This window comes from Steroidobacter cummioxidans, assembly GCF_003104955.1.
Genome location: NZ_LSRW01000022.1, coordinates 103,492 through 127,038, shown reverse-complemented (window position 1 = coordinate 127,038; position 23,547 = coordinate 103,492). Strand labels below are relative to the sequence as shown.

At 62.1% G+C, this 23,547-nt stretch carries 15 protein-coding genes and 1 pseudogene; 7 read left to right on the top strand and 9 right to left on the bottom strand.

The window, feature by feature from the left end; genetic code table 11:
- Positions 1-85: 85 nt before the first annotated feature.
- The 6 genes and pseudogenes from D0550_RS14095 (at position 86) to D0550_RS14070 (ending at position 7,455) form a co-directional block, all read left to right on the top strand.
- Positions 86-904 (top strand): efflux RND transporter periplasmic adaptor subunit, encoded by an 819-nt coding sequence (locus D0550_RS14095; RefSeq protein WP_153067167.1) that lies wholly within the window; start codon positions 86-88, stop codon positions 902-904.
- Between the two features lie 13 nt (positions 905-917).
- Positions 918-4,022, top strand: a complete 3,105-nt coding sequence (locus D0550_RS14090) for an efflux RND transporter permease subunit (protein WP_116809828.1) — start codon at positions 918-920, stop codon at positions 4,020-4,022.
- A pseudogene (locus tag D0550_RS14085) lies at positions 4,019-4,942 on the top strand (TolC family protein); the annotation flags it as partial. The gene D0550_RS14090 and the pseudogene D0550_RS14085, both read left to right, overlap by 4 nt.
- A gap of 83 nt (positions 4,943-5,025) precedes the next feature.
- On the top strand, positions 5,026-5,436 hold the full coding sequence (locus D0550_RS37140) for a TolC family protein (RefSeq protein ID WP_116809826.1): 411 nt from the start codon (positions 5,026-5,028) through the stop codon (positions 5,434-5,436).
- Between the two features lie 10 nt (positions 5,437-5,446).
- Positions 5,447-6,130 carry a response regulator transcription factor gene (locus D0550_RS14075; RefSeq protein ID WP_116809825.1) on the top strand — a complete coding sequence of 228 codons (684 nt, stop codon included), beginning with the start codon at positions 5,447-5,449 and terminating at the stop codon, positions 6,128-6,130.
- Positions 6,118-7,455 carry a HAMP domain-containing sensor histidine kinase gene (locus D0550_RS14070; RefSeq protein ID WP_116809824.1) on the top strand — a complete coding sequence of 446 codons (1,338 nt, stop codon included), beginning with the start codon at positions 6,118-6,120 and terminating at the stop codon, positions 7,453-7,455. Before D0550_RS14075 ends, D0550_RS14070 begins: the two co-directional genes overlap by 13 nt.
- 15 nt (positions 7,456-7,470) lie before the next feature.
- Here the strand turns inward: D0550_RS14070 and D0550_RS14065 are convergent, their stop codons facing one another.
- From D0550_RS14065 to D0550_RS14035, 7 genes are all read right to left on the bottom strand, one after another.
- Complete coding sequence (locus tag D0550_RS14065; RefSeq protein WP_116809823.1) at positions 7,471-8,253, bottom strand: SDR family oxidoreductase; 783 nt, start codon at positions 8,251-8,253, stop codon at positions 7,471-7,473.
- Between the two features lie 20 nt (positions 8,254-8,273).
- The gene (locus tag D0550_RS14060) at positions 8,274-10,949 is read right to left on the bottom strand and encodes a TonB-dependent receptor (RefSeq protein WP_116809822.1); all 2,676 of its coding nucleotides are present in this window, start codon (positions 10,947-10,949) and stop codon (positions 8,274-8,276) included.
- Positions 10,950-11,070: 121 nt separating this feature from the next.
- Positions 11,071-11,547, bottom strand: coding sequence for a VOC family protein (locus tag D0550_RS14055; RefSeq protein WP_116809821.1), 477 nt, complete (start codon positions 11,545-11,547; stop codon positions 11,071-11,073).
- Between the two features lie 3 nt (positions 11,548-11,550).
- Positions 11,551-12,813, bottom strand: a complete 1,263-nt coding sequence (locus D0550_RS14050; protein ID WP_116809820.1) for a hypothetical protein — start codon at positions 12,811-12,813, stop codon at positions 11,551-11,553.
- An 11-nt stretch (positions 12,814-12,824) separates the two neighbouring features.
- Entirely contained in the window at positions 12,825-14,180 is a 1,356-nt protein-coding gene (locus tag D0550_RS14045) for a DUF1552 domain-containing protein (RefSeq protein WP_116809819.1), read from the bottom strand.
- A 4-nt stretch (positions 14,181-14,184) separates the two neighbouring features.
- Positions 14,185-15,864 (bottom strand): DUF1592 domain-containing protein, encoded by a 1,680-nt coding sequence (locus D0550_RS14040; protein WP_153067166.1) that lies wholly within the window; start codon positions 15,862-15,864, stop codon positions 14,185-14,187.
- 196 nt (positions 15,865-16,060) lie between these two features.
- Positions 16,061-16,570 (bottom strand): c-type cytochrome, encoded by a 510-nt coding sequence (locus D0550_RS14035; RefSeq protein ID WP_116809817.1) that lies wholly within the window; start codon positions 16,568-16,570, stop codon positions 16,061-16,063.
- A gap of 520 nt (positions 16,571-17,090) precedes the next feature.
- Between D0550_RS14035 and D0550_RS14025 the strand changes: the two genes are divergently transcribed.
- A complete protein-coding gene (locus D0550_RS14025; RefSeq protein ID WP_116809815.1) occupies positions 17,091-17,966 on the top strand; it encodes a TetR/AcrR family transcriptional regulator in 876 nt (291 codons plus the stop codon).
- Here the strand turns inward: D0550_RS14025 and D0550_RS14020 are convergent.
- Together D0550_RS14020 and D0550_RS14015 are read right to left on the bottom strand one after the other, a co-directional pair.
- Positions 17,932-18,585, bottom strand: a complete 654-nt coding sequence (locus tag D0550_RS14020; protein ID WP_116809814.1) for a TetR/AcrR family transcriptional regulator — start codon at positions 18,583-18,585, stop codon at positions 17,932-17,934. The genes D0550_RS14025 and D0550_RS14020 overlap by 35 nt on opposite strands.
- Before the next feature lie 144 nt (positions 18,586-18,729).
- Positions 18,730-23,277 carry a beta-propeller fold lactonase family protein gene (locus tag D0550_RS14015; protein WP_116809813.1) on the bottom strand — a complete coding sequence of 1,516 codons (4,548 nt, stop codon included), beginning with the start codon at positions 23,275-23,277 and terminating at the stop codon, positions 18,730-18,732.
- Positions 23,278-23,547 lie beyond the last annotated feature (270 nt).

Here is a 23,547-nt window from a genome sequence, read left to right as displayed (position 1 = left end):
CGCGTCGGCACCCGCGACCGCGACACTCATCGCTCATGAAACTGAGCTTTTGCGCCTGACGCTGACGCCCGAGGCGGAGCAGCGCTTGGGAATCGACCTGGCCAGCGCCACGGACAACACAGTTGCAGGCTGGATTTCACTGCACGGTGAGATCGTCGCGCCATCTGCTGTCGGCAGCCTGCCGGTGAGTTCCACGAGCGATCTTGCCGCCCTGGCTGCGAACCAAACTCGGGCAGATGCGGATCTGGGAAGAGCGCGGGCCGATCTCGAGATCGCGCAGAGGAATGCCGATCGGGCCGAGGCACTATTGCGCGAAGAGGCAGGCAGCGTGCGTGCGCGAGATGAATCACTGGCGGCGCTCGCAGTCGCCCGAGCGAATTTGCATGCAGCGCAATTACAACGCGCGCAGTTTGGTCCTGCCATCGATGCTCTCAACACCATGACCGATGTTTGGATCCGAGTGTCGGTCCCCGTCGGCGATCTGATACGAGTGCAATCCGCAGGCGACGCACGTGTGGGCGCCATCGGTGGGCAGCAGCAGACCGCGGCGAAGCCGGTACCTGGCCCACCTTCTGCGAACGCTACTTGGGCCACCGTCGATCTCTACTATGCAATGAAAAATCCCGGTGCGAGCTTTCGCATCGGCCAGCGTGTCGCCATCAATCTACCCGCCAATCGCCAGGCCAAAGGACTCGCGATTCCCCACTCCGCCGTGCTGCTCGACATCTACGGTGGCGAATGGGTGTACGTGACGACGGCAGACCACACCTACGAGCGCCGACGCGTCGAAGTTGCCGCTGTTCAAGACGGCGTTGCGCTTCTCTCACGAGGACTCCATCCGGGCGACCGCGTCGTCGCCGCCGGTGCGGCGGAACTCTTTGGCACCGAATTCGGCGCGAAGTAGGAGCTGACAAGCAATGTTGAGCTGGCTCGTTACCAACGCGCTGAAACAACGCGTGCTCGTGCTTGCGCTGAGCGCGGTGTTGATTCTGCTCGGCGTCAACGCGACGCGCGGCGTATCTCTCGATGTCTTTCCGGAGTTCGCTCCTCCCATGGTCGAGGTGCAGACCGAAGCGCCTGGCTTGTCGACAGAAGAAGTCGAGAATCTCGTCACCGTACCGCTGGAAGCTGCGGTCACTGGCGTGCCGGGGCTTGCGACGCTACGTTCGAAATCCGTTCTCGGACTCTCCTCGGTCGTGCTGATCTTCGCGGAAGGTACGGATCTCATTCGCGCGCGCCAACTCGTCCAGGAACGAGTCGCGGTGATCGCGCCGAGACTACCCGCAAACATTCGCCCGCCCGTCATGCTGCCGCCGTTGTCGGCGACCAGCAGAGCAATGAAGATCGGCCTAACCTCGCAGACGCTCGATCAGATTGCGCTGTCGGATACCGTGCGCTGGACGATTCGTCCGCGTCTCATGGCTGTGCCGGGCGTTGCCAACGTCGCGGTGTGGGGACAGCGCGATCGACAGCTGCAAGTATTGGTGGATCCCGCGCGCCTCAGAGCTGCGGGTGTCACGTTGAGTGAGGTTGAGGCGGCCGCTGGCGATGCTGCCCTCGTCATCGGCGGAGGCTTTGTCGATACCGCCAACCAGCGTCTCGCTGTGCGCCACCTCTCTCCGCTTGAAACACCTGAAGACCTGGCACGCACGGTCGTGAAACTATCGGGCGGCTCACCCATTCGCCTGGGAGACGTGGCGACGATCACCGAAGGTCACGGCGCGCCAATCGGCAACGCCATCATCAACGATCGTCCCGGCATCATGTTGATCGTGGAGAAACAACAGGGTGGCAACACGCTCGACGTGACGCGCGGCATCGAGCAGGCGCTTGCTGAGTTGAAGCCGGCCCTGACCGACATCGAAGTCGACAGCACCATTTTCCGTCCAGCGACCTTCATCGAACGTTCGCTGCACAATCTTGTCGAAGCAATGGTCATCGGCTGCCTGCTGGTGGCCGCCGTGCTGGTGCTCTTCACTCGCGACTGGCGCGCTGCGTTGATCAGTCTCACAGCCATTCCTTTGTCGCTGCTCGCCGCGGCCCTGATGCTGTCGAAGTTTGGCATCGGCATCAACACCATGGTCATCGCCGGACTGGTCATCGCATTGGGCGAGATCGTGGACGACGCTATCATCGACGTGGAGAACATCGGCCGTCGGCTGCGACTGAATGCCCAATCGGCGGCGCCGCTGCCGACGTTTCAAATCGTGCTCGGCGCATCGCTCGAAGTGCGAGGCGCCGTGCTCTTCGCCAGCCTCATCGTGATCCTGGTGTTTCTGCCGATCGTGTTCCTGACCGGCGTGTCCGGATCGTTCTTTCGTCCGCTCGCCCTCGCCTACGTACTCGCAATCGCCAGCTCCTTGCTGGTCGCGCTCACGGTCACGCCGGCGCTTTGTATGTTCCTGCTTCCCAAGGGACATGCCGCCAGTCATGAGACTGGTTTCTCCCGCACGCTGAAGCGTCGTTACAGTCACCTGCTGCCGAGGATCATTCAACGACCGCACGCCGCCATGGGCGTGATCGTCGTCGGCCTGCTGGTCGCGGCGGTCGGCTACTCCAGCTTCCAGGATCAGTTTCTGCCCAACTTCCGGGAAACCGACTTCCTGATGCACTTCGTCGAGAAGCCTGGCACGTCCATCGAGGCAATGGACCGCATCACGCTGCGCGCCAGCAGTGAGTTGCGAGCAATCCCTGGGGTCCGAAACTTCGGCGCGCACATCGGTCGTGCCGAAGCAGGCGATGAAGTTTACGGACCCAATTTCACTGAACTATGGATCAGCCTGGATGAAAGCGTGGATTACGATGCCAGCGTCGCGGCCATCCAGAAGGTCATCGACGGCTATCCCGGCCTGTATCGCGACGTTCTTACCTATCTGCGCGAACGTATCAAAGAAGTGCTGACGGGAGCCGGCGCCACGCTCGTAGTGCGCATCTACGGCGCGGACGTGGACTCACTGCGGCACTTCGCCGAGTCTGCCAAGAATGCCATCGCCGGCATCCACGGCGTCGCCGATCTGAAGGTCGAGCAGCAAAGCCTGATTCCGCAGATCCAGATCAAGCCGAGGCCCGAGCAGCTCGCCGCCTACGGTCTCACGCCGGGCGAGGTCCGGCGTGCGGCAGCGACGCTGATCCAAGGCACCAAGGCGGGAGAAATCTATCGCGATCAACGCAGCATCGATGTCGCAGTCTGGGGTGAAAGCCACATTCGAAACGACTTGCACGCGCTGCGCGATCTGCTGATCGTGGCGCGCGGTGGCGAGACAGTGCGACTCGGTGATCTCGCCGACGTTCGTGTCGTCCCCGCCGCCAATGAGATCAAGCGAGAGAACGGCTCACGTCGCATCGATGTGACGATGAATATCGCAGGCGCGGACCTCGGAGCCGTAGCAACTGAGGTGGAGCGGCGCGTACGCGAGCTCGAGTTCGGCAGTGGCTACTATCCGGAGTTCCTGGGTGAGTACGCCGCGCTTCAAGACTCTCGCCAACAGCTGCTGGGATTAGGCGTCTTGTGTCTGGCTGGCATTCTGCTGCTGGTGTGGATCGAGTTTCGCTGCCTGAGACACGTTGCGCTCATCGCCCTGAGCCTGCCGTTCGCACTGCTCGGTGGTGTGCTCGCGGTGTCGCTGTCGGGCGGCGTCATGTCGCTTGGAGCGCTGGTCGGCTTCGTAACCGTGCTCGGGATCACCGCACGCAACGGCATCATGCTGCTGAGCCACTATCGACACCTGCAATCCGATGAGGGACAGACCTTCGGCCTGGCGCTGACTTTGCGCGGCGCTGAAGAGCGCTTGATTCCCATCCTGATGACCGCCTCGTGCGCAGCGCTCGCGCTGCTGCCGCTGGTCGTTCGTGGCGATGCGCCCGGTCACGAGATCGAACATCCCATGGCGCTGGTGATTCTCGGCGGCTTGGTGAGCTCGACCGCGTTGAATCTGATGCTGATGCCGACGCTGTATCTGCGCTTTGCCAAGCCGCATCAGCACGATTCGTCAGAACTTTCCGTCGCGGGAGTCTCGGCATGAATTTCTCGCCTCGCTATTTCTATCTGATCTGTGCCGCATCGCTGTCAGGTTGCATGTCGCTCGGCCCGGATGGCCCTCCTCGCCCTTCGGTGAGTGCCGAGGGCGAGTTCATCGGTGCTGCCGCAGCCAGTGTTACTTCCGAAGCCACTGCGCCTGATTGGTGGAATCTTTTCGATGATCCCGCGCTCGATTCGCATGTGCGCCGCGCGCTGTCTGCGAACACTGACTTGCGCGTAGCCGTCGCGAATCTCGACATCGCCCGATCCTCACAGCGTCTAGCGCAGGCAGCGCAGCTTCCTGCCACCGTCATCGAAAGTGGCGCCGGCCCGGAGCGGGCGGATCGTCAACCCAGCACGAGCAGCGTGCTCAAAACCAGCTACGAGCTCGGCGCGACAGTGGCGTATGAGATCGATCTGTTCGGTCGCCTGCGCGCTGCTTCACGAGCAGCCCGTGCGGAGACGGAAGCAAGCACGGCGGCTCGGGATACCGTGCGGGTCGCTGTCATTGCAGATACTGTGTCGGCCTACATCGATTACTGCACGGCCACCGCGACCCGGGAGATCGCTGCCGGCTTGGTGAACATCCAGCAGCGCAGCGTGGGGTTGGTCACTCATCAATTGGGCGAAGGTGAAGTTTCCCAGCTCGAACAAGCTCAGTCGCTCGCGGCACTCGAAAGCGCGCGCGCGGCGGTGCCGCCCCTTGAGGCCGATCAATCGCGCGCATTGTTCCGACTCGCCACACTGGAGGGAATGACACCAGCCGCAGCGGAGCCCTTGCGGCCCGCTTGCGAATCACCACCGCTCATTGCGCGAGCACTGCCAGTGGGAGATGGTGCTTCGCTGATTTCGCGGCGACCGGATATTCGCGAAGCCGAACACCGGCTCGCTGCCGCAACCGACCGCATCGGCGTCGCCACCGCCGACCTATATCCGCGCATCATGCTCGGTGGCTCGGCGGGCCGAATCTCAGGAGGGTTTGACAGCTTTCTCACCCCACTGATCACCTGGAGCTTCCCCAATCAGAGCGTGGCTCGTGCAAAAAGAAATTCGCGGCGGCCAAAGGAGCGCAGGCCGCTGCTCTTGCGACGTGGGACGCAGCCCTGCTCCGCGCGCTCCGTGAGGTTGAGACAGCTCTCGTCGATTACCGATTGGAGCGAGACCGCTCACAATCTCTAGATGCGGCGCTGAAAGAGAGCGACAAGGCGATGCGCCGCGCCGAGGCTCGATTTCGACTGGGCGCAGACAGCTATCTGCTGGTGCTGGATGCACAACGCACGCAAGCCAATTTGACTCTGCAAGTCGCGGCCTCCCGTGGCCGAATCGCACAGCTGCAAGTACAACTTTTGCGCGCATTGGGCGGCGGATGGGAAAGCGATGCAGCCGAACCTAGCGCAAATGTCGCCTCGCTTCGCTAATATCCCGCTCGTGAAGATTCTAGTTGCCGAGGACCACGAGGACACGACGGAGTACATCCGTCGAGGCCTGGCTCAGGCTGGACACACCGTGTCGACCGTACGCGACGGCAATCAGGCATTGATGCTGTCGATGAGCGAATCCTTCGACGCCCTCATCCTCGATCGGATGCTGCCATCGCTCGATGGCTTGTCCGTCCTCAAAATGCTGCGCGCGGGAGGCAACCGTACACCGGTGTTGCTACTCACCGCGATGAGCCGGATCGCGGATCGTGTCGAAGGGCTCGAGAGCGGTGCGGACGACTACTTGGTAAAGCCGTTCGCGCTCGCCGAATTGATCGCGCGTCTCAACGTCATTGTCCGACGACCGGCGGCGGCAGAACCGCAAACCACCTTGCGTGTGCTGGATCTGGAGCTCGATCTCAGTAGACGCGTGGCGCGCCGGGCCGGCAAGCGATTGGATCTGCAGCCACGCGAGCTGATGATGCTCGAAGTGCTGATGCGCAATCCGCATCGAGTGATGACCAAGATGATGTTGCTGGAGCAGATCTGGGAATTCAGTTTCGATCCTCAGACCAACATCGTGGAAACCCATATCAGCCGCCTGCGTGCCAAACTGAATGCGGGTTTCGAGCAAGACGCCATCATCACCGTGCGAGGCGCGGGCTATATGATCCGTAGCACATGCGACGACTGATTCCTCGCAGCACGCTCGGTCTGGCCGCGCTGATCAGCATCATCGTCTGCGGCTTTACCATCGCTACAGGTTACGTGTCGCGGTACGCAGCGCACGAGGAACTGGAGCGCCAGCTCGATCGACGCATCGCAGATGAAGCGGCGCTGCTCATCCAGGAATATACAACCGGTGGCGTGGTCGCACTCATCGCCGCGCTGGAGCGACGCGATGGGCAGCACACCGCAAACGGCATGGGTTATCTGCTCGTGGCTGCCGACGGTATGCGCATCGCCGGAGAACTGGAGATTGCCGTTCCCAAGCCCGGCTGGACCGAATCGTTGTCGGTACAGAGCAAAGCCGGTACTCATCGTGCGCATGCCTTGACCAGCGTGTTGGCAGGCGGTGAGCGCCTGGTCGTCGCGGCCGATCGCGAGCCCGTCGAGGAAATCGACGCAACCATCAAGAAGATTACCCTCGGCACGAGCGCTGTTATGGGGCTGATCAGCGTAGGCGGCGCCTGGTTGTTCGGCGTGCTGCTCAGTCGTCGCATCCAGCGACTCAACAACGTCGCGCTCGCCATCATCGATGGTGACCTCGAACAGCGCATGCCTCGCGATCGGAGTGCGGGAGAGTTGGATGTGCTCGCCGGAACGCTCAATCGAATGCTCGATCGCAACGCCGAGCTGCTGCTCAATCTGCGCCAGGTGTCCACCGATATTGCTCACGACCTGCGCACTCCGCTCGGTCGTCAGCAGCAAGTGCTCGAGCTCGCGCTGGCAGAATGCAAAGACGCGGCGGACTATCGCCACGCGATCGAGCAGGCGAGGCGCATCGGCGAGCAGGCGTTGCAACTATTCTCGGCGCTGCTGGACATCTCCGAAATCGAATCTTTGGAACTACGCGCGTCGTTCGTGCCCGTGAACTTGAGCGAGCTCGCTCGTCGAGTGGTCGAAGCATTCGCCCCTGATGCGGAAGCCGGCAATCGCAAGCTGCAAGCTGCCGTCGCCGACGGCATTGAGATCCATGGGCACGCCCAGCTGCTCTCACAGCTTCTGGTCAACCTGGTTGAAAATGCCATGCGGCACACACCGCCGGGGACCTGCATCCAGGTGTGTCTGCAGTCGCAACTCGGCCGCCCGCAGCTCATGGTCGAAGATGACGGCCCCGGTATTCCCTCCTCCGATCGGCCTCGCGTCCTCGAGCGATTCGTTCGGCTGGAGCGCAGCCGCTCGACACCGGGGCATGGCCTCGGACTTAGCCTCGTCCACGCCATCGTCAAAGCGCATCAGGCGGACCTGCGTTTGGAAGATGCGCATCCCGGGCTACGGATCCTCATCAGCTTTTAGCGCTGCTGAGATCTCTTATGACACCTGCCGCCAATAGGCCACACCGCCATCGACAGCGACGGTCGATCCGACGACGTAGTCGCCGGCCCTCGACGCAAGAAAGATTGCCGCGCCCGCCATGTCCTCTTCTGTACCGATGCGTCCTAGAGGAATGCGCTTCGCTACTTCATCGCCGTGATCGCGGGCACCGGTGTTCATCTCGGACGCAAAGGCTCCCGGTGCGATCGTGGAGACGACGATGTTCTCGCGAGCCAAGCGCGCAGCCATGCGCTTCGTGAGATGGATCAAGCCTGCTTTACTGGCTGCGTATGAGTAGGTCTCCTGCGGATTCAGAGTGATCCCGTCGATCGATGCGATGTTGATGACCTTGGAAGGCCGGTCGCGGCTCGCCGCCGCGCGCAGTTGCGTAGCCAGCGCTTGCGTCAGGAAGAACGGAGTCTTCATGTTCAGATCGACGACCTTGTCCCAGCCCTTCTCAGGGAATTCATCGAACTCGGCCAGCCAGGCGGCGCCAGCATTGTTGACGAGCACATCCAGTTTTGGTTCGCGCATCGCGAACGCGTGCGCCAATGCGGCCACGCCCTCCTTCGTCGACGCATCGATGGGCAAGGCTTCGCAGAAGCCTCCGCCACTCGACAGCTCACGTGCGGTAGCCTCGCAAGCATCCGCCTTGCGCGAGCTGATATATACACGCGCGCCATAGGCAATGAATCCCTTCGCGATCATCTTGCCGATGCCACGCGAGCCGCCGGTGATCAAGGCCACTCGATCTCGGAGTGAGAACAGATCTTCGAACATTGTTTGCACTTCTCCCCTGCTCACCAGCGCTTGGTGATCGCCACGCCAATCAAACGGGGCTCGAGCAGTTGCACGTTGCGCGTCAGGCCGACCTGCTCGGACTGCACCTCCAGGCCAACGATGACGTCATCGTCGGCGAGATTCTTGCCGTACACCTGCACATCCAGATCCCAGGCGCGGTTACGGAACAGCAGACTTGCGTTGTAGTTGTCCCAGCTCTTCAGCGCGTAATCCGGCGTGTTGAAGTGAGACGCATAAGATTCCGCCTGACGGTAGTAATCGACGCGCAGCGTCGCTTCCCAATCTGCACTAAGCGCCAGCGTGTACTGAGCGCCCACTGCCGCAGTCCATTCGGGCGCACCGGGCAGTTGATTGCCCGCCAGGTCGACCGGCACGCCAGCACTGCGATTGAGACCGAAGCTCGTATTCAACGCCGCGGATCCACACAGTCCAGCACCCGGCAACGGGGCGAGTGCTGCTGCAGGCAGCGTTCCTGCATTGACTGCGGCGATCACGCGTTCCAGTGCGGCCCGATTCACGACGCAGCCGCCTTCGAGCGACTTCGCGTAATGTAACGACGGATCGCCCTGCGTACGATCGAATGGATCCACCGAGCTGCCTGCGGTGATCTTGCTGTCGAGATAACCGATCTGGGCATTCAGGCGCAGCGCATCGATCGGCGACCAGACGGCCTCGATCTCGATGCCGCGAACCTTCGCATCGAGATTGTCGACCAGGCTCGCGAAGCCATCGAGCTTGCTGAACTGATAGTCTCGATAGTCATACATGAACCCGGTGACGTTGAGCATCACGCGGCCGTCGAACAGCGAGTTCTTGGCGCCGATCTCCACGGCATCGACGGTCTCCGGATCATAGGGCGCTGCCGATCCCAGCGTGGTCGGGGTGTTGAATCCACCGGCCTTGTAACCTCGGCTCAATGTCAAATAGAGGAGCGTGTCGGCGCTGGCAGCCCAGTCCAGAGTCACGCGCCCCGTCGTGGCATTCGATTCGAGCTTTTCTGCAAGCACCCGGCTCTCGTTCCAGCCCGGCGCTCCGACGACTCCGCCCTCTCCGGCGGGCGCCAGCAGATTGACCGGGTAATACACTCGGCTCTTCTCGTCTTCGGTGTAGCGGGCCCCGACGGTCAGTTTGAGCGCATCGGTCCAGTCCCAATACAGCTCGCCAAACACTGCTTGCGATTCGAGCTGGTATGGGGTGTACACAAAGAAGTAGTTGTGACCGAGCCCACTCACGGGAATACCCGGCGTCGGATCGTAGAAGCTCGTGTTGCCCGACGCTCGATGAAACGCATTCGTGGCGTTGGTCGACGTGAATGTCGTGGTCGAGCGGTGCAGATTCAGCGCGAACACACCGACGTTGAAGTTAACCGCACCATCCAAGCTCGATTGCAGGCGCAGCTCGCCGGTGCGTTGAATGTCGTCGTTGGTCGAATAGACGAGCGTGCGCACGCCCGTGCCCGGGCCGCCCTGGGGATCGTTGAACACGCCGCCCGGGGTCACCGCAGTGTTGTTGAATCCGATCTCGGACTGTTGACTGCCACTGGCCGAGAGCGCCTCATCGCTCGTGTACGACGCCAGGAAGGACAGCGTCAACCCATCGACGATATCCCACTGCGTTTCGAGCTCGAGCAAGTCGTTCGTCGCGTCGTAACTCGGATCGCGATACGCAGTGGAGCGACGCAGGTCAGGATCGTTCATCTGCCCCGCGAAGGTATCGCCGGTCGTCAGACCGAGCACGTTCGAGAACATGCCGCCGAACGTCGCCACACTGTTTACCGTGCCAAACGCCGCGGGCTGATAGATGGAGCCCTGCAAGCAACCACGGCTCAAGTAGTTGCGAGCAACGGCGCTGTTGATCGGCGTCGACCCGACCGCGGTCGGCCCGGAATCTTTTATGCACAACGTCCTTCCTCCGCCGTTGCGCGAGTCGTCCTCTTCGAAGCGCTCGTAGAGCACATACGCGCGGAAGTTATCTGTCGGCTCGAATGCGAGTGTCGCTCGCGCCGACCATAAGTCGCGCGAATCGATGTCATTGCCCGTTGCGATGTTCTCGGTGTAGCCGTCGCGCTGCAGATAATTACCGGCCAGACGCAGACCGAATTTATCTCCCATCGGGATGTTGATGTGGCCCTTCGCCTTGCGAGTGTCGTAGTCCGCATACTCGAGCGAGGTCGAGGCAGTGAATTGCGTCAGCTCCGGCTTGGCGGTGATGACGTTCAGCACACCGCCGGTCGCATTTCGACCGTACAAGGTGCCTTGCGGACCGCGCAGGACTTCAATGCGTTCCACGTCATAAAAGTCCGCGACGCCGATGCGGCTCACCGTCAACGGTACGTTGTTATGATGGGGCAGTACGCCGGAATCGCCCGTCGAGCCGGTGCCGTTCGCGGAGCCAACGCCACGAATATTGAAGTTCGGCGTCGAGCCGGTGCCGCCGGAGAAAACCAGATTGGGAACGGCGTTCTGCAGGTTGTAGGCGCCGTCGAGCCGCTGCTCTTGCAGCGCCTCCGCCGAAAACGCCGACACTGCGATCGGCACGTCCTGGATGCTTTCCGCCCGCTTCTGGGCCGTGACTATGATTTCCTCCAGCGCCCTGGCTTCCTGAGCCTGCGCGCAGATGCTGAAGACGCCGCTCGTGACACCGATCAGGGTGCCGATGGCAATTTTTGATTTCATGTTTCCCCCATGGACTGACGACTTGCAGGCGACGCGTCGCTGCACGCTTTATTGACGTTCTCACCACTACTGATTCAGACGTGACCAAGGCTCCCAGTGCTGGTTTGCCAGGTGAAATCGGCTAGGGTCGCCGTGTCGCAGGTCGCTGATACAACTCGATCAGATAACCGTCTGGATCGCGCACGAAGTTGGTTCCGTCCACCAGCGGACGCGCGTTCTGATAACCAGCCGCAACGACCCGCTCGGCCATGGCGCGGCCATTCGGAACGACGATGGTGATCGAGCCGAACTCGGTGGCGCCAGGCTTGACCTCGCCCTTGCGAATCACGATCAGCGTGTCCTCGCGAATGTTGCCGGTCAGGCCGAGCAAGTACTCATGGGGCTCGCCTTGCGCGGGCACTTTTGCTGCGACCTTCAGACCAAGAATTTCGGTATAGAACTGCTTCGAGCGCTCCAGGTCGCTCACTCGGATGCCGAGGCCGGAGACGCGGATGGGTTTCACGTCCTCAGGCACGGTTGCTGACGCTATACCCTCCGCGAGCACCGGCGCGGCAGCGAGCGCGAGTACGGCGACCACTATGTGAGATGTGGCTCGCATCGTTTACTTCCCCACAGTCGCGATGTTCGCCGGCGGCAAGATGACGGCGTTCGGACCAGCCTGCTGTTGCGCCTTCGGATCGATGAACAGACCGTCGACGACTTGGGAGAACACCTTCGCCATGCTCGCGCGTTCCGGCGGCGCGAGCGATTTGTACGATTGCACGGCAGCGACCTGTTCGGTCGCATCGGGCGTCATCACGAACGCCGGCAGTGCATCGACGCGCAACGCGTACGAAATGTGAGTCTTCTTGCCCTTCGAGCCGCTTGGACTGTAATCAGCATTGCGACGCAGGGCATAGTAAACGCCAGGCAGCTGCACCCAGGTGAGCGCTTCGATGACCGGGCCGCGCGCGTTCACCCAACCTCTATAAACGTCCTCCCAGGGACGATAGCCACCCACGTAGCCAGTCAGCGAACCATCGGCTTTCATCGTCAGCTTGATCTGGGCACGCTCCAGCTCCAGATCGGGCCAATAAGCAGGCTCGCGCAGTGCACCCGTCACCGGCTTGGTCGATGTGATCACGCCGCTCTTGGCGCGCGCCGGGAAGATCGCCTCATACTTTCCATGCGGCTTGATGCTAAAAGTGTAATCGCGGGCGATGTTGCCGTTGCCATCCTTCACCATCTTGTCGTTGCTGACATAGAAGCCGACGGTGACCTGCTCGTCATTCATCGGGTCCTGACCTTGGCCTGTGACGACGATGACTGTGGTCCACGCGCCGTTACGCATGGAATCGTTGAACTGCAGCGCGCCGCTCGACAGCCGGTGCGGGCCGCGATAGGTCTTCCAGCAACCGACCGTCTTGTAGAAGTTGTTGTCGATGCCCGCCTCTCCCGCGGGGCCGGTGAAACCCGTGTTCGGATTGCCATCCAGATCGATGCCTTCGGCGAGCGCACCGCTGACGCCAACCAGGCCTGGATCGGCTGTCGAGGTCGGATTCACATAGACGTTTGCTCGATTCTTGCCACGAAACGCCAGTTGATTCTGACCATGCACCGGACTGCGGGTCGGATTGGCGGGATTGCGCAACCACTCCGCCTCCTCACGCGTGTAGCCTGCGTCCATCAGCACCTGCACCCAATTGATCTCGGGATTGGTGCCCTTGGGGCAATCCGTGCCGGGATCGATGACGCCGCTGTTCGCGCCGTAATACATCGCCGGCTCGTTCCACTCGACGACGTAGCTTTTCATCCATGCCGCCGTCGCGACGCCAGGCAGCGCCAGTGCAGCCACGACAACGCACGCTCGACCGATCCTCGTCATGCCAAGCACCCTCACGCGATGACATCGCCAACTGGATTGGTGGTTTTCATCGACCCGACGCCGAACTCGCCGATGGGAGCGCCGGCGAGTTGCATGGCGGTGAGCGAAACCCGCGTGACCGAATCGCCCTTGCCGGCGATGTGTTGTCCAGCCTTGTGCCGTCCGCCGGCGCGACCCGCGAGGAACATCGGAATGTTCTCGATGGCGTGAATCTTCGCGTAGCCGGTGTCGCTGAAGGCCAGCACGATCGAGTTGTCGAGCAGCGTGCCGGCGCCCTCCTTGATTGCGTCGAGCTCGGTGAGGAACGCACCGAGTCCCTTCATGACTTCGCCCGCAAGCCTGGTCGTCTCGGGCTGATAGCCGAGCCGGGCATCGGTCGGCTCGTCGTGCGTGATCTGGTGATAGATCTTGCTCTGGCCGGGCAAGTAAGTCTCCGAGGCACCCGAGGTATGCACGAAGGTGAACACCCGCGATTGGTTGCAGGCGAGTCCCATCGCCAGCAGCTTCGCCATCACCTTGGTGTTTGCATTCACGACGTCGACCGACGAGATCCGCGCAGGATCCTTCGGCGCTTGCGGCAGCACACAGGCTGCGCGCTTCTCCGGCTTCTGCAACTGCACGGCCAGCTGATTTTCCATGTCACGCACGGAGCTGAAGTACTGATCCATTTTCATCTGGTCGTCCTTGCCCAGTCCCTTCAGCAACGCCTGGCGCTGCTCCGTGACGGCGGACAGCACGCTCTGGCGCAGCATGATCGAAGGATCCGGCTGCCAATGGTCGCTGTTGGGATCCTGAAAGCCCTGCCCGAACAAGCGCGTGTACAGAGCGAGTGGCGTTGCATCCGGAGAGGCGAAAGTCGAGCCCGTGCGCGTGGAGTAGCTCACTGGCTGACGCGAGACGGAAGCATCGACGTCGATCGATTTGAAGCGAGTGGACGTGCCGATCGCGTCGGCAACCCTCGTGTCGAACGACGGAGCGTCGAACTTGCTGGCCGACGCAGGCGCCACGCCCGACAGAATCGACGCATGACCGGTCCAGTGCACGAGATTGGCTCGTCCGTCTCCGATCACACGGAATCCGGAGAACACTGAAACCTTGTCCTTGAGCGGCGCGATTGCCTCCAGCTCTGGCATGAGTTCGTAGCCCGGTCCCAGCTTGGCCGGCACCCAACGCGTGCCCCCGGCAGGCGTATCGGTAAGTCCCAGCCCCCAGAAGTAAGTACCGAATCTCACGGGCAGGGGCGCACCACTGGCGAACGCGGTGCCGTTCGTATTGAGAAATGCGTCGAGCATGGGCAGCCCAACATAGACCGCCGAGCCGGCGAGCATGCCCTTCAGAACAGAGCGACGATCGAAACGCAGTTTCATCAGGTTACTCCGCCGTGGATTGCAGCTGTGTCACGGTTGCTTCGGCAACCGGCGCTGGAGACTTTGCCTTCGGGGCGACGACTTTGAAGAACTCCGGGCTCGATGCGATACGCTGCACCAGCGCCGCAAAGCGGTAGCCGCTCGCGATGAATGCTTCCGTCTGCGCTGCGAGGTAGGCCCTGTCACGGCCATAGGTCTTCTCGCCCACGCCATACGAATACACATTGCGCACCAGACAGGCAGGCACCCGTGGCTCATTGCGCAAATACTCTCCGACGCCGCGCGCCCCTTCGATCGTCACGTCCTTGAGCTGCGCACTCACATCGATGAGCGCGCCGTTCTCCATCGTGCGCAACTGTCCGAGACCATCGAAATGCTCGAGCGCGAGGCCCAGCGGATCGGTGCGGCGATGACAGCCCGAACAACCCTCGTTCTCCATGTGATCGAGCAGACGCCCTCGCACCGTGCCTTGCGTGCTGTCCTGAACTTTCGAGAAATCGACGTTTGCCGGCGGCTGCGGCGTCGCCTGACACATGAAGACTTCCAGCACTTTGATGCCGCGCCGGGTTGGCGAGGAAGTGCCTGGATGAGCATGCAACGAGAGAAAGCCAATGTCGGTCAGGATGCCGGAACGCTCTGAGTCCTGCGGAAACTGATACGTCGCCCACTCCGCCTTGGATGCATACGGAACCTGGTACACCGACGCGAGCGAACGATTGAGATAGGTCTGCTGCGAAGTGAACAGGTCGCGATAATCGCCCTGCTTGCTCACCAGCAGGTCGATCGCGCGCAGGAGCATCTGTTCGCGGGCAGACTCCGCTACGGATTGGTTGAACTTTGGATAGATGGTCGGATCCTTGACCAGATTGCCGAACCCGTCGAGTTGCAACATGTCCGCGAAGAAAGCGCGGGCGCCATCGTGAAACTTTGGCGACGCGAGCATGCGCTCGATTTGTTTGTCCAGCTCGACCTGCGAATGAATCGCCCCACTGCGCGCCGCCGCGAGCAACTCACCATCGGGCGGGGCATCCCAAAGCAGGAACGACAAACGCGTCGCCTTGGAGAAGGCGTCGAGTCGATACTGCTGCGGATGGGCCGGCTCGGGCTCCGCCGATTCGATCCGGAACAGAAACTCGGGCGCCACCAGCAGACTCGTCAATGCGAGCTCGAGGCCGGCGTAGAAGTCGTTTACTCGATTCGCGCCGAACGCTGCGCTTTGCAGTCGGCTTTGCAGCTCCGCGGACGCGAGCGGCCGTCGGAACAGCAGCTCGCCATGGTGAGCGATGAATTGGCGAGCACACGCATCGTCGGCTTTGGTCGCATCCACCGGCTTGCAGGCGACCGCAACCTCGCGACCCTTTTCACTGAGCACTTGTGCCGCAATGGATCTGGCCAGCGCGAAATATTGCTCGAAGCCGGCCGACGTAAGCGACAGCATCGCGCTGCCCAAGGCGAGCAGTCCGTCTTCACGGCGCTCGGGCTCGAAGCGAGCCTCGACCTTGATCGCAGGACCGAATACATCGGCGATGGTATGGCGATATTGCGTCTCGGTGATTCTACGCACACCGACTTTCATCGCCGGCTCCAGCGACGCGCCTGGCGCAGGCGTGGCCGCGTGACTCACGACGGCGCCAAACATGGTTGCGCCGAGCAAAGCGCAGACCAAAGCTGTCTTCGTACTCACTCGTTCGTCCCCCTGGCAGCGCAGCCCCGGCACAGCAGGACAGCGCACGTCGCGACCGTATTACATTATTGGAGTGACCGTCAATTGCACATCGACACCCCATGAACTTTCTTGACGAAGCCAGCAAAACCTGGGAATTCCGCAGGGCGGCCGCTGCGGACAGACAGACGGCGTGGCCACGACGCCGGCGCTGCCATCACTGGTCTTTTTCGCGGAATTTGTCGTGACAGCCTTTGCAAGTCTTGCCGAGCGCCTGCCACTGGCTCTTGATTGCGGGAACATTGTCAGCGGCGGCAACGCTCACAAGTTTTGTGACTTGCTCACCAAAGGCCGTCTGCGCCGCTTTGAACTGCGCGGGCTGCTGCCAGATCTCCGGCTTCGCCGCAGTTTCGATATCTGCTTCCGGCCCGGTTCCCGCCGGAAACCAGAATGTCTGTTGTTTGGCGAGATCATCGATCTGCCGTGCGTAATGCCGAATCTGCGGCAGCGACGGCGCCGTCTTTCTGAGCTCATCGGTGATTCCTTTGAAGGCCGCACCGATGTCACGCAACGCGGACTGGCGACCTTCGATCACCGGTTGGGGATCGAGCTGCTCATCCGCAACGACGCTGCCCGCAGCAGCGTACAGACCGATGCTCAAGAGAATGCTGAAGCTGTAGTTTGGATGCATGATCGATGGCGAGTTCGCGAGAACATTTGGAAACATCGCTGGTCTGTCGGCACGCCCGATGAACCACCGTGAGCGTTGCGTCAGCCGCGCTTGGTCCAGGACACGCAATGCCCCGCCGCGCTGACTGGAGTGGCAAAAACTTCGCAAGGCGCGCAGCTGTCGCCGGCGTTGACGAACTTGAAGTATGCGCAGTGTTTGCAGGTTCGTTTGGAATCGGCTGCAGCATCGGTGTATTCGAGCGACTCGCGCATGCTTTGCGCGCTACTGCTCAACTCGTCCGGATCGACGCAGGCCCCACGCGCCGACGCGCCAGCACAGAGCGCTGCACACGCCGGAAGTGCGTACGCGATAAATCTGCGACGATCGTAGCCAGTCATGAGTGCCCCCTGCATGAATCAAAGCGCTAGCCGTGCTGGGAGCCATTTGAATCATTACTGGTGTGATAGTCAACTATCGGCGCGAGGCTGGCGCGCCCTGCGCCAGCTGCCAAGGTTGACACTGGCAGCCAGCCTGATAGCTTCAGCAGCTCTCCAGCTGCGACCTGCCTCCCATACCGATGAGCGGCAAAAAGCCCATTACGTTGACTCGCAAGGAACTGTACCGACGTGTCTGGTCGAAGCCGATCAGCGCGGTCGCCGACGAGTTCGCGCTGAGCGGTAACGCACTAGCAAAGATTTGCAATCGCTTGATGGTGCCTTACCCGCCGCGCGGTTATTGGGCCAAGGGGGCAGCGCGCAAGGCAGTACCGAAGCCGCCGCTACCCATCGCTCCGGACATCAAGGCGACGCACATCATCATCCCTGGCGAGCGGGCCGCATCGCGCCGCGTGCGCACGCGTCTGGATCCGGAAGCTCGACGCGAGCAGCTGATCGGAATCGCCGAGCAACTCGTCATGGAATACGGTGTGCACGCGGCAACGATGAAGCGGATCGCTTCCGAGGCGGGAATCAGCGAGACGCTCGCGTACAACTATTTCGGCAGTCGCGAACAATTGTTCGTGGAGCTGGCACGGCGCGAATTCCGGCGCATTCGCGACGCACGTCAGGAGGATGTGCAACGCTCGCGCGATCACTACGAACGCATCACCCGAATGACACGAACCTATTTGCGCCATATTGGCCGGCGCGGCGCGCTGTTGCAGACGCTGCTCAGCAATCCCGAAGTTCGCGCGCTGCTACGCGCCGAACGGCGCAAAGAACAGCACGACAGTTTTCACGCCCATGCAGAGGAGCTTGTTTCGCTCTATGGAATCTCCAGGCCACTGGCGCTCGGCACGACCGTGGTGTTGACGACGATGTGCCTGCGTGCCGGCAAGATCGTCGCGGACGGCCGTATTCCAGTCGAAACGGCGGAGCGACTCTGCCTGAGCATGATGCTGCAAGGGTCGCGCGATCTGGTCAGTCGGGAACGATCACCTGCTCGGGCGCCCTGAGCGCCTTCAAACAACTCTCGATCAGGCCGTGACAGATCTGACGCGCGGTCGTCTGATCGAGCTCGCGATGAAACACCAGCCGGCCGGCCTCGTCTGGAATGGCCACCATCATCTCGATCGCTGCATGGATCTCTTCCGGGCTGCACGGCAACTGCCTGGCAGCAAGACGCGTCAGTCGTGCCGCGATATCGTCGCAAGACTGCCGTACGCCCGCATCCAAGTGCCCTGCCATGTAAAGATCTGTCATCAAGATGTTCAACAGCGGGCCGTTGCGAGCGACGTGCTCGAAGTACAGCATCGCGCACAGAACGGCGGCCTGCTCGAGGTCTTGCACCTGTGAGGCTGTCTCCAATCCGCCCAGCAAAAGACTGCCAATCTCGCGTTCCAGCAAGGCATTGAACAGATCGTGCTGCGTCGGGAAGTAGGCGTAGACCAGCCCTTTGCTCGTCCCCACCTGCCGGGCGAGCTCTTCCACGGGTAGCGGCAGATAGCCCTGCTCCACGATCATCCTGGCGGCCGTGTCCAACATCTGCGCACGCCGGACTTCAGGCGCGAGCCGTTTTGTCTTGGTGCCGGGCTCGGCCTTCTGCCTAGCCTTCGCTGGCGATCGCGGTTTCATGCGCAGCCCTTATAGCCCGCGGGGCCCGCGCACTTCAACTTTCGCACCGGATCACCCAAACGCGAACGGGCCCCAGCAGCGTGCGCTCACATGCCGCACGCCACTGAAGCCCGTCCGAGGAGTTACTGATCGATGCTGCTGCGATCAGCGCCAGCGATAGCTCAGCCCCGCGGCGATGAAGTCGATGTCGTCGCCACTGACTTCGTAGCGAGTGGCATCCACCCCCAGCACCCAGTTCGTGCCGAAGTTCATCGCGGCACCCAGGCCGATGAAGGCATCGATGCCATCATCGTTGCGGCGAATGGCCTGGCCGCCCTCGCCTTGCGTGCTGGTGCGAGTGTCCCAGCGCAGCGCGCCGACACGGGCCTGCACGCTGAAGCGCTCGCCGAACGCGTAGCGGCCAACCACCGACAGGTCAAACCCTTCCGCCGAAGCCGGATGCAACTTGTTTGCAGTCGACAACAGGCCCTCGAGATCGGAGATGTCGCCGCTGAACGTGCTCTTCACATCGCCCAGGTCGACATAGCCCGCTTCGACGCCGAGATACTTCGAGAACTGATAGCCGCCGTGCACGCGCCAGGCAGTCCGCGATGTATCACTCAAACGCGCGGTCACGTCGTAGCCTGACGCCTGCAGTCGGCGCGTCAGCTCGCCCGAATTCACATCGCTCTCGGCCTGGCCGAACTGCGCGCCACCGTACCAGTAGCCTGCCGACTCATCGGCCACCGCGCTGGTGCTCGTCGCACCCAGCGCGGCCAGCGCCAGCCAACCGGCCGGCCGCTTGAAGTAACGAGCGAAGGCCAGCACCGCGATACCCAACAGCAGCCACAGATCGAAGGAGCCACCACCGCTCTTGCCCTTGACGTTGCCGTTCACGACGACATCCGCCAGCACACCCACGCCGCCCGGATCGACCACCGAGCCATTCGCCTGGCCGTCGGCATCGTTCGGACCGCCGTCGCGAATGGTCAGGCGCACGCACCAGTCACCCGCGTTCAAGCCAGCACGATAAGCGCCATCGGACGGCGGCGGACAGAAGCCGCTTTCACCCGGGGCCGACGCGAGCTGATTGTCGTTGTCTTCATGGAAGTCTCTCCAGGCGTTCGTAGCCGGATCGTACTTGCGGTACACCGGCCGAGCAGGAATCGCCGCCCGCTGCGGAATCACGATGCTCACGCTCTCGCCCACTCGCGGCAGATTCGAGACCACGAAGTCGAAGTAACCGCCGCGGTTGGTCACGCTATCCGCAGGCAGGGTCGAGCCGTTCAGCAGCGAACCCGGCACCTCGGTCTGATACTGGCCGTGCAACACCGAGTAGGCACCGAGCGCGAGATGCGTGCCCGGATCCGACTCCATCAGGAAGTGCGACAGCTCACCGCGACGCTCCGGCAGCACGTTGGGCTGCTCAGGCGCGTAATCAGGATGATCCGGCAGACCGTTGCTCAACCAACCGAGCGCACCGTCGGGCAGAGCACGATGCGTATCGACGACCACCAGATCGAAGATGGCACGAGCGACCTGCGGCGCATTGCCGCTATCGGTCACCGTCACTTCGAAGCGATGCACGCCCACGGGCAGGCTGCCCGGCTGAATCTCGATGCCACCCTCTGTCTCCGTAAAGGCCAGATTGTTTGGTGTCGTCCACTGCAGCGTATGCGTGTCGTTTGTATTTGGATCGCGAATGTCGGCCACGATGACGACCGGGCCGCCATCGCGTGCGACGCTCGGCGGCTGATCGCTGCCCTGCCAGGCGCTCAGCTTCACAGCCGGCGCCAGATTGAGCGCGGACAACGTAATCGTCAGCGAACGCGCGCTCACACGGTTGAGTCCTTCATCGAGCGTCAACCGCACCTGGCGATCGGCTTCACCGGACGCCATCGTGCTCACCACCGCGAAGCCCACGGACTTCTCGATTTCACCTTCTTCGAAGACCACCTGGCCGTCTTTCAGATCCGTGCCCTTGTCGCCGTCGACGGTGTAATTCACCACGAACGGATACTCCGGCGCGCGACCGTTCAACGCGATACGGAAGAAGTCGAAGTTACCTTGCTGACCGCCGATGCTCACATCGGGGCTGAAGCCCACCGTCGGCCAAATGCGCAGCACTTGATTCACGGTCGCCTCCGCGCCCTGACTGTCCACGGCGCGCCATTGCAGCACGTGCTTGCCAGCAGCGAAGCGCGTCTTGCCACCGACCATCGTAACAGGCAACGCGTTCCCCTGCGCATCGACAGCGCGCGGCGCGGCGTTCGACGGCAACGCCGTCATCAGCTCACGTGCATTGATATCGATCGCCTCAGGCTGGGCCGGATCGAACCTCGGCTTGCTCACGCCGCCCGCTGCGAAGCTGGCGGTAATCGTGCAGGCGTTGAACACCGACGCGACGGTGTAAGTGTCGCCCGAGAGCGTACCGTTACAACCTTCGACGCTCTGGACGCTGTAGCCAGGCTGCGGCGTCACCGTGAACGAAGTGCTCGTGCCGCGATTCACCGTGACGCTGGTCGGCGTGATGGCGCCGCCCGTGCCCGCCGATGCGGTCAAGGTGACCAGCTCAGGGGTGAAGTTCGCGATCACTGTGCAGGCGCCCGTGATCGCACCGGTGAGGAACGAGCCTTTGGCGAACGAGCCGCCGCAACCTTCGATGCTCAACATCTGCGCGTCCAGTTCCGGCGCAACCTTGAAGTATGTGTACTCACCATGCTCGACCATCACGCTGGGCGGGTCGATGAAACCCCTGCCATAGGCAATCGCGGTCACTTCATACATCTTGATGGCGAAGTTCGCCGTGATGCTCAGACCACCGCTGATGTTGGTGTCCACGCGCGGGTTCGCCGTCGAACCGTCGCTCCAGTTGACGAAGTAATAGCCTTCGTTCGGCACGGCGGTGACCGAGCTGCCGTTGCCGCCGGCCGGAACCGTCTGCGACGCGATGCCGTCGATCGAGCCGTGCGCATCCGCGCTGTAGCTCAGTATGTACGCCGGCGGACCGCTGCGACCGTTCACAGTCACTTCGATCGTGGCCTCGTTACCGTAGTAGCTGTTGTCGTGCGCCAGGAAGGACACCTTCTTGACTCGCGTCTGTCCGAGCTCCAGGTTCGGATCGTCGCCAGCCTCGAACTGCACCGAGCGCAGCGCGGCCTGATACTCGGCGAGCGAATGCTGCCCGCTGAGCGTGAGCACGCCAGTCTGGTCGTTGAAGTCGACATGCACTGGCCCCGGTGAGAGAACCTTCAGTTTGTCGCCTGCCACGAATCCGCTGCTGATCGCGACACGCACGCTTACCAGCGTCGCGCTGTCGCCATCGAACACCTGCAGAGCCTCATCGAGCGTGACGACGCCGCCTTCATCGACTGTCTGTTCCGTCTTCGACAACGCAACGACCGGCAACGGCAGAGAGAACACGATGATGGCACCGTCGTTGGGGGTCGCGCCGTGATCCGCCACGTACAGGTGCAAACCCAGAGGATCGATCGCCATGCCGGCCGGTCTCGCCAGACCCTCGACGTCAGCCGAGCCGCGGAAGGCGACCAGGGTGAGTTCACCGGTGGAGATGTCTCTTAGGTACGCCGAGACGGATGAGCTGTCCTCGGCACCGACATACAGGAAACGACCGTCCCGCGTGATCAAGAGACTGCGGGGACCACCCAGCCCTGGATCGGTTACCTCATCGAAGGACCTCAGGCCCACGAAGGTGAGCCCGCCCGTCACCGCATTGCGAGCGAACGTGACCACAGCGTGGTCTTCCTTGCCGGCCACATACACGAACCTATCGTCCGGCGAGACGACCACCGACGTGACACCGTCGAGACCGACGACGCCGTCGGTGTTGTTCACAAGCGTGGACTGGAGCATCACGGCGCCAGTATTGGCATCGCGGGCATACACGTTCAGCGCGTCGTCTTCCGACGCCGTCACGTACATGAAGGCACCGTCGCTGCTGAAAGCGATGTTATTCACCGGGCCGTCGCCGTCGCCGTAGAGCTGCCCAAGCAGATTGCCGTCCACGCCGCCCACATGCTCCTGGACCAGCGTGAGCGTGCCGTTCACGGCATCGCGGGCGAATACGACCAGACCCGAGACCAGGCCGGTCGTGCCGTAAAGGAAGCGGCCATCCGGGCTAACTGCCAGCGACAGGAAGCCCGCACTCTGCAGGTCGAGCCCTCCGCCCGTGTACGACTCTACCGCCATCAAGTTGCCGTTGGCGTCACGCGAGTACACGCGCACAGTATTGGTGCCAACGGTACCGAGGTAGATAAACCTGCCGTCCGCGCTCATTGCCACCGCATACCAGCCCTCCGGCACGCCGCCACTGGAAGCCCAGCCTCCGGGGTTGAGCTGCCCGGTCCCGGGATTTCTGCTCGCGTTCGACACGGCGTCGTATCCGTTGCTCAGCAAGTACACGAACCGCCCGTCCGGAGAGACGAGGACGTCCTTGGCACCTCGCAACGAGGGGGCGTTGTTCTCGTGGTACCTGATTGTCTGAGAGTGCACGAGTTGCGCATGCGCGCTCGACGATATCGTCATCGACGCAACGGCAGCGAGCAGCGTCGCACTGACCACATGCCAAGCGAACGAGAAAAAGCCGCGCGTCGTTCGCAACGCTTCGCGCATGCCACTACTTGCCTCAGCCATCCTTGCGAGGCCGGCGACCCGCGTCCGTGACGCCGCCTGCATCCTGAAAGTCCAACTCATGAGAGACACTCGATCTGGTTATGAATAGCGGCGCGGAGTTTGCTGCGCTCGAACACATCAATGCGTGACACAGGTCGCTTCCACGGCCATGCGACACGCAACACCGATCAAATTTTCTTGCAGTGAAGTGCAAGCACTCCCAAGGGGACTAGGCCAACTCCCAATTGTGGTTTGAGGGTGTCCGGCTACGACTTCCTTGCGAAAGATTGCAGGCGAAGCGCATTAGTTCGCAGCACCGTCACGGAGGTGTATTGGCCGTTGACATAAAAA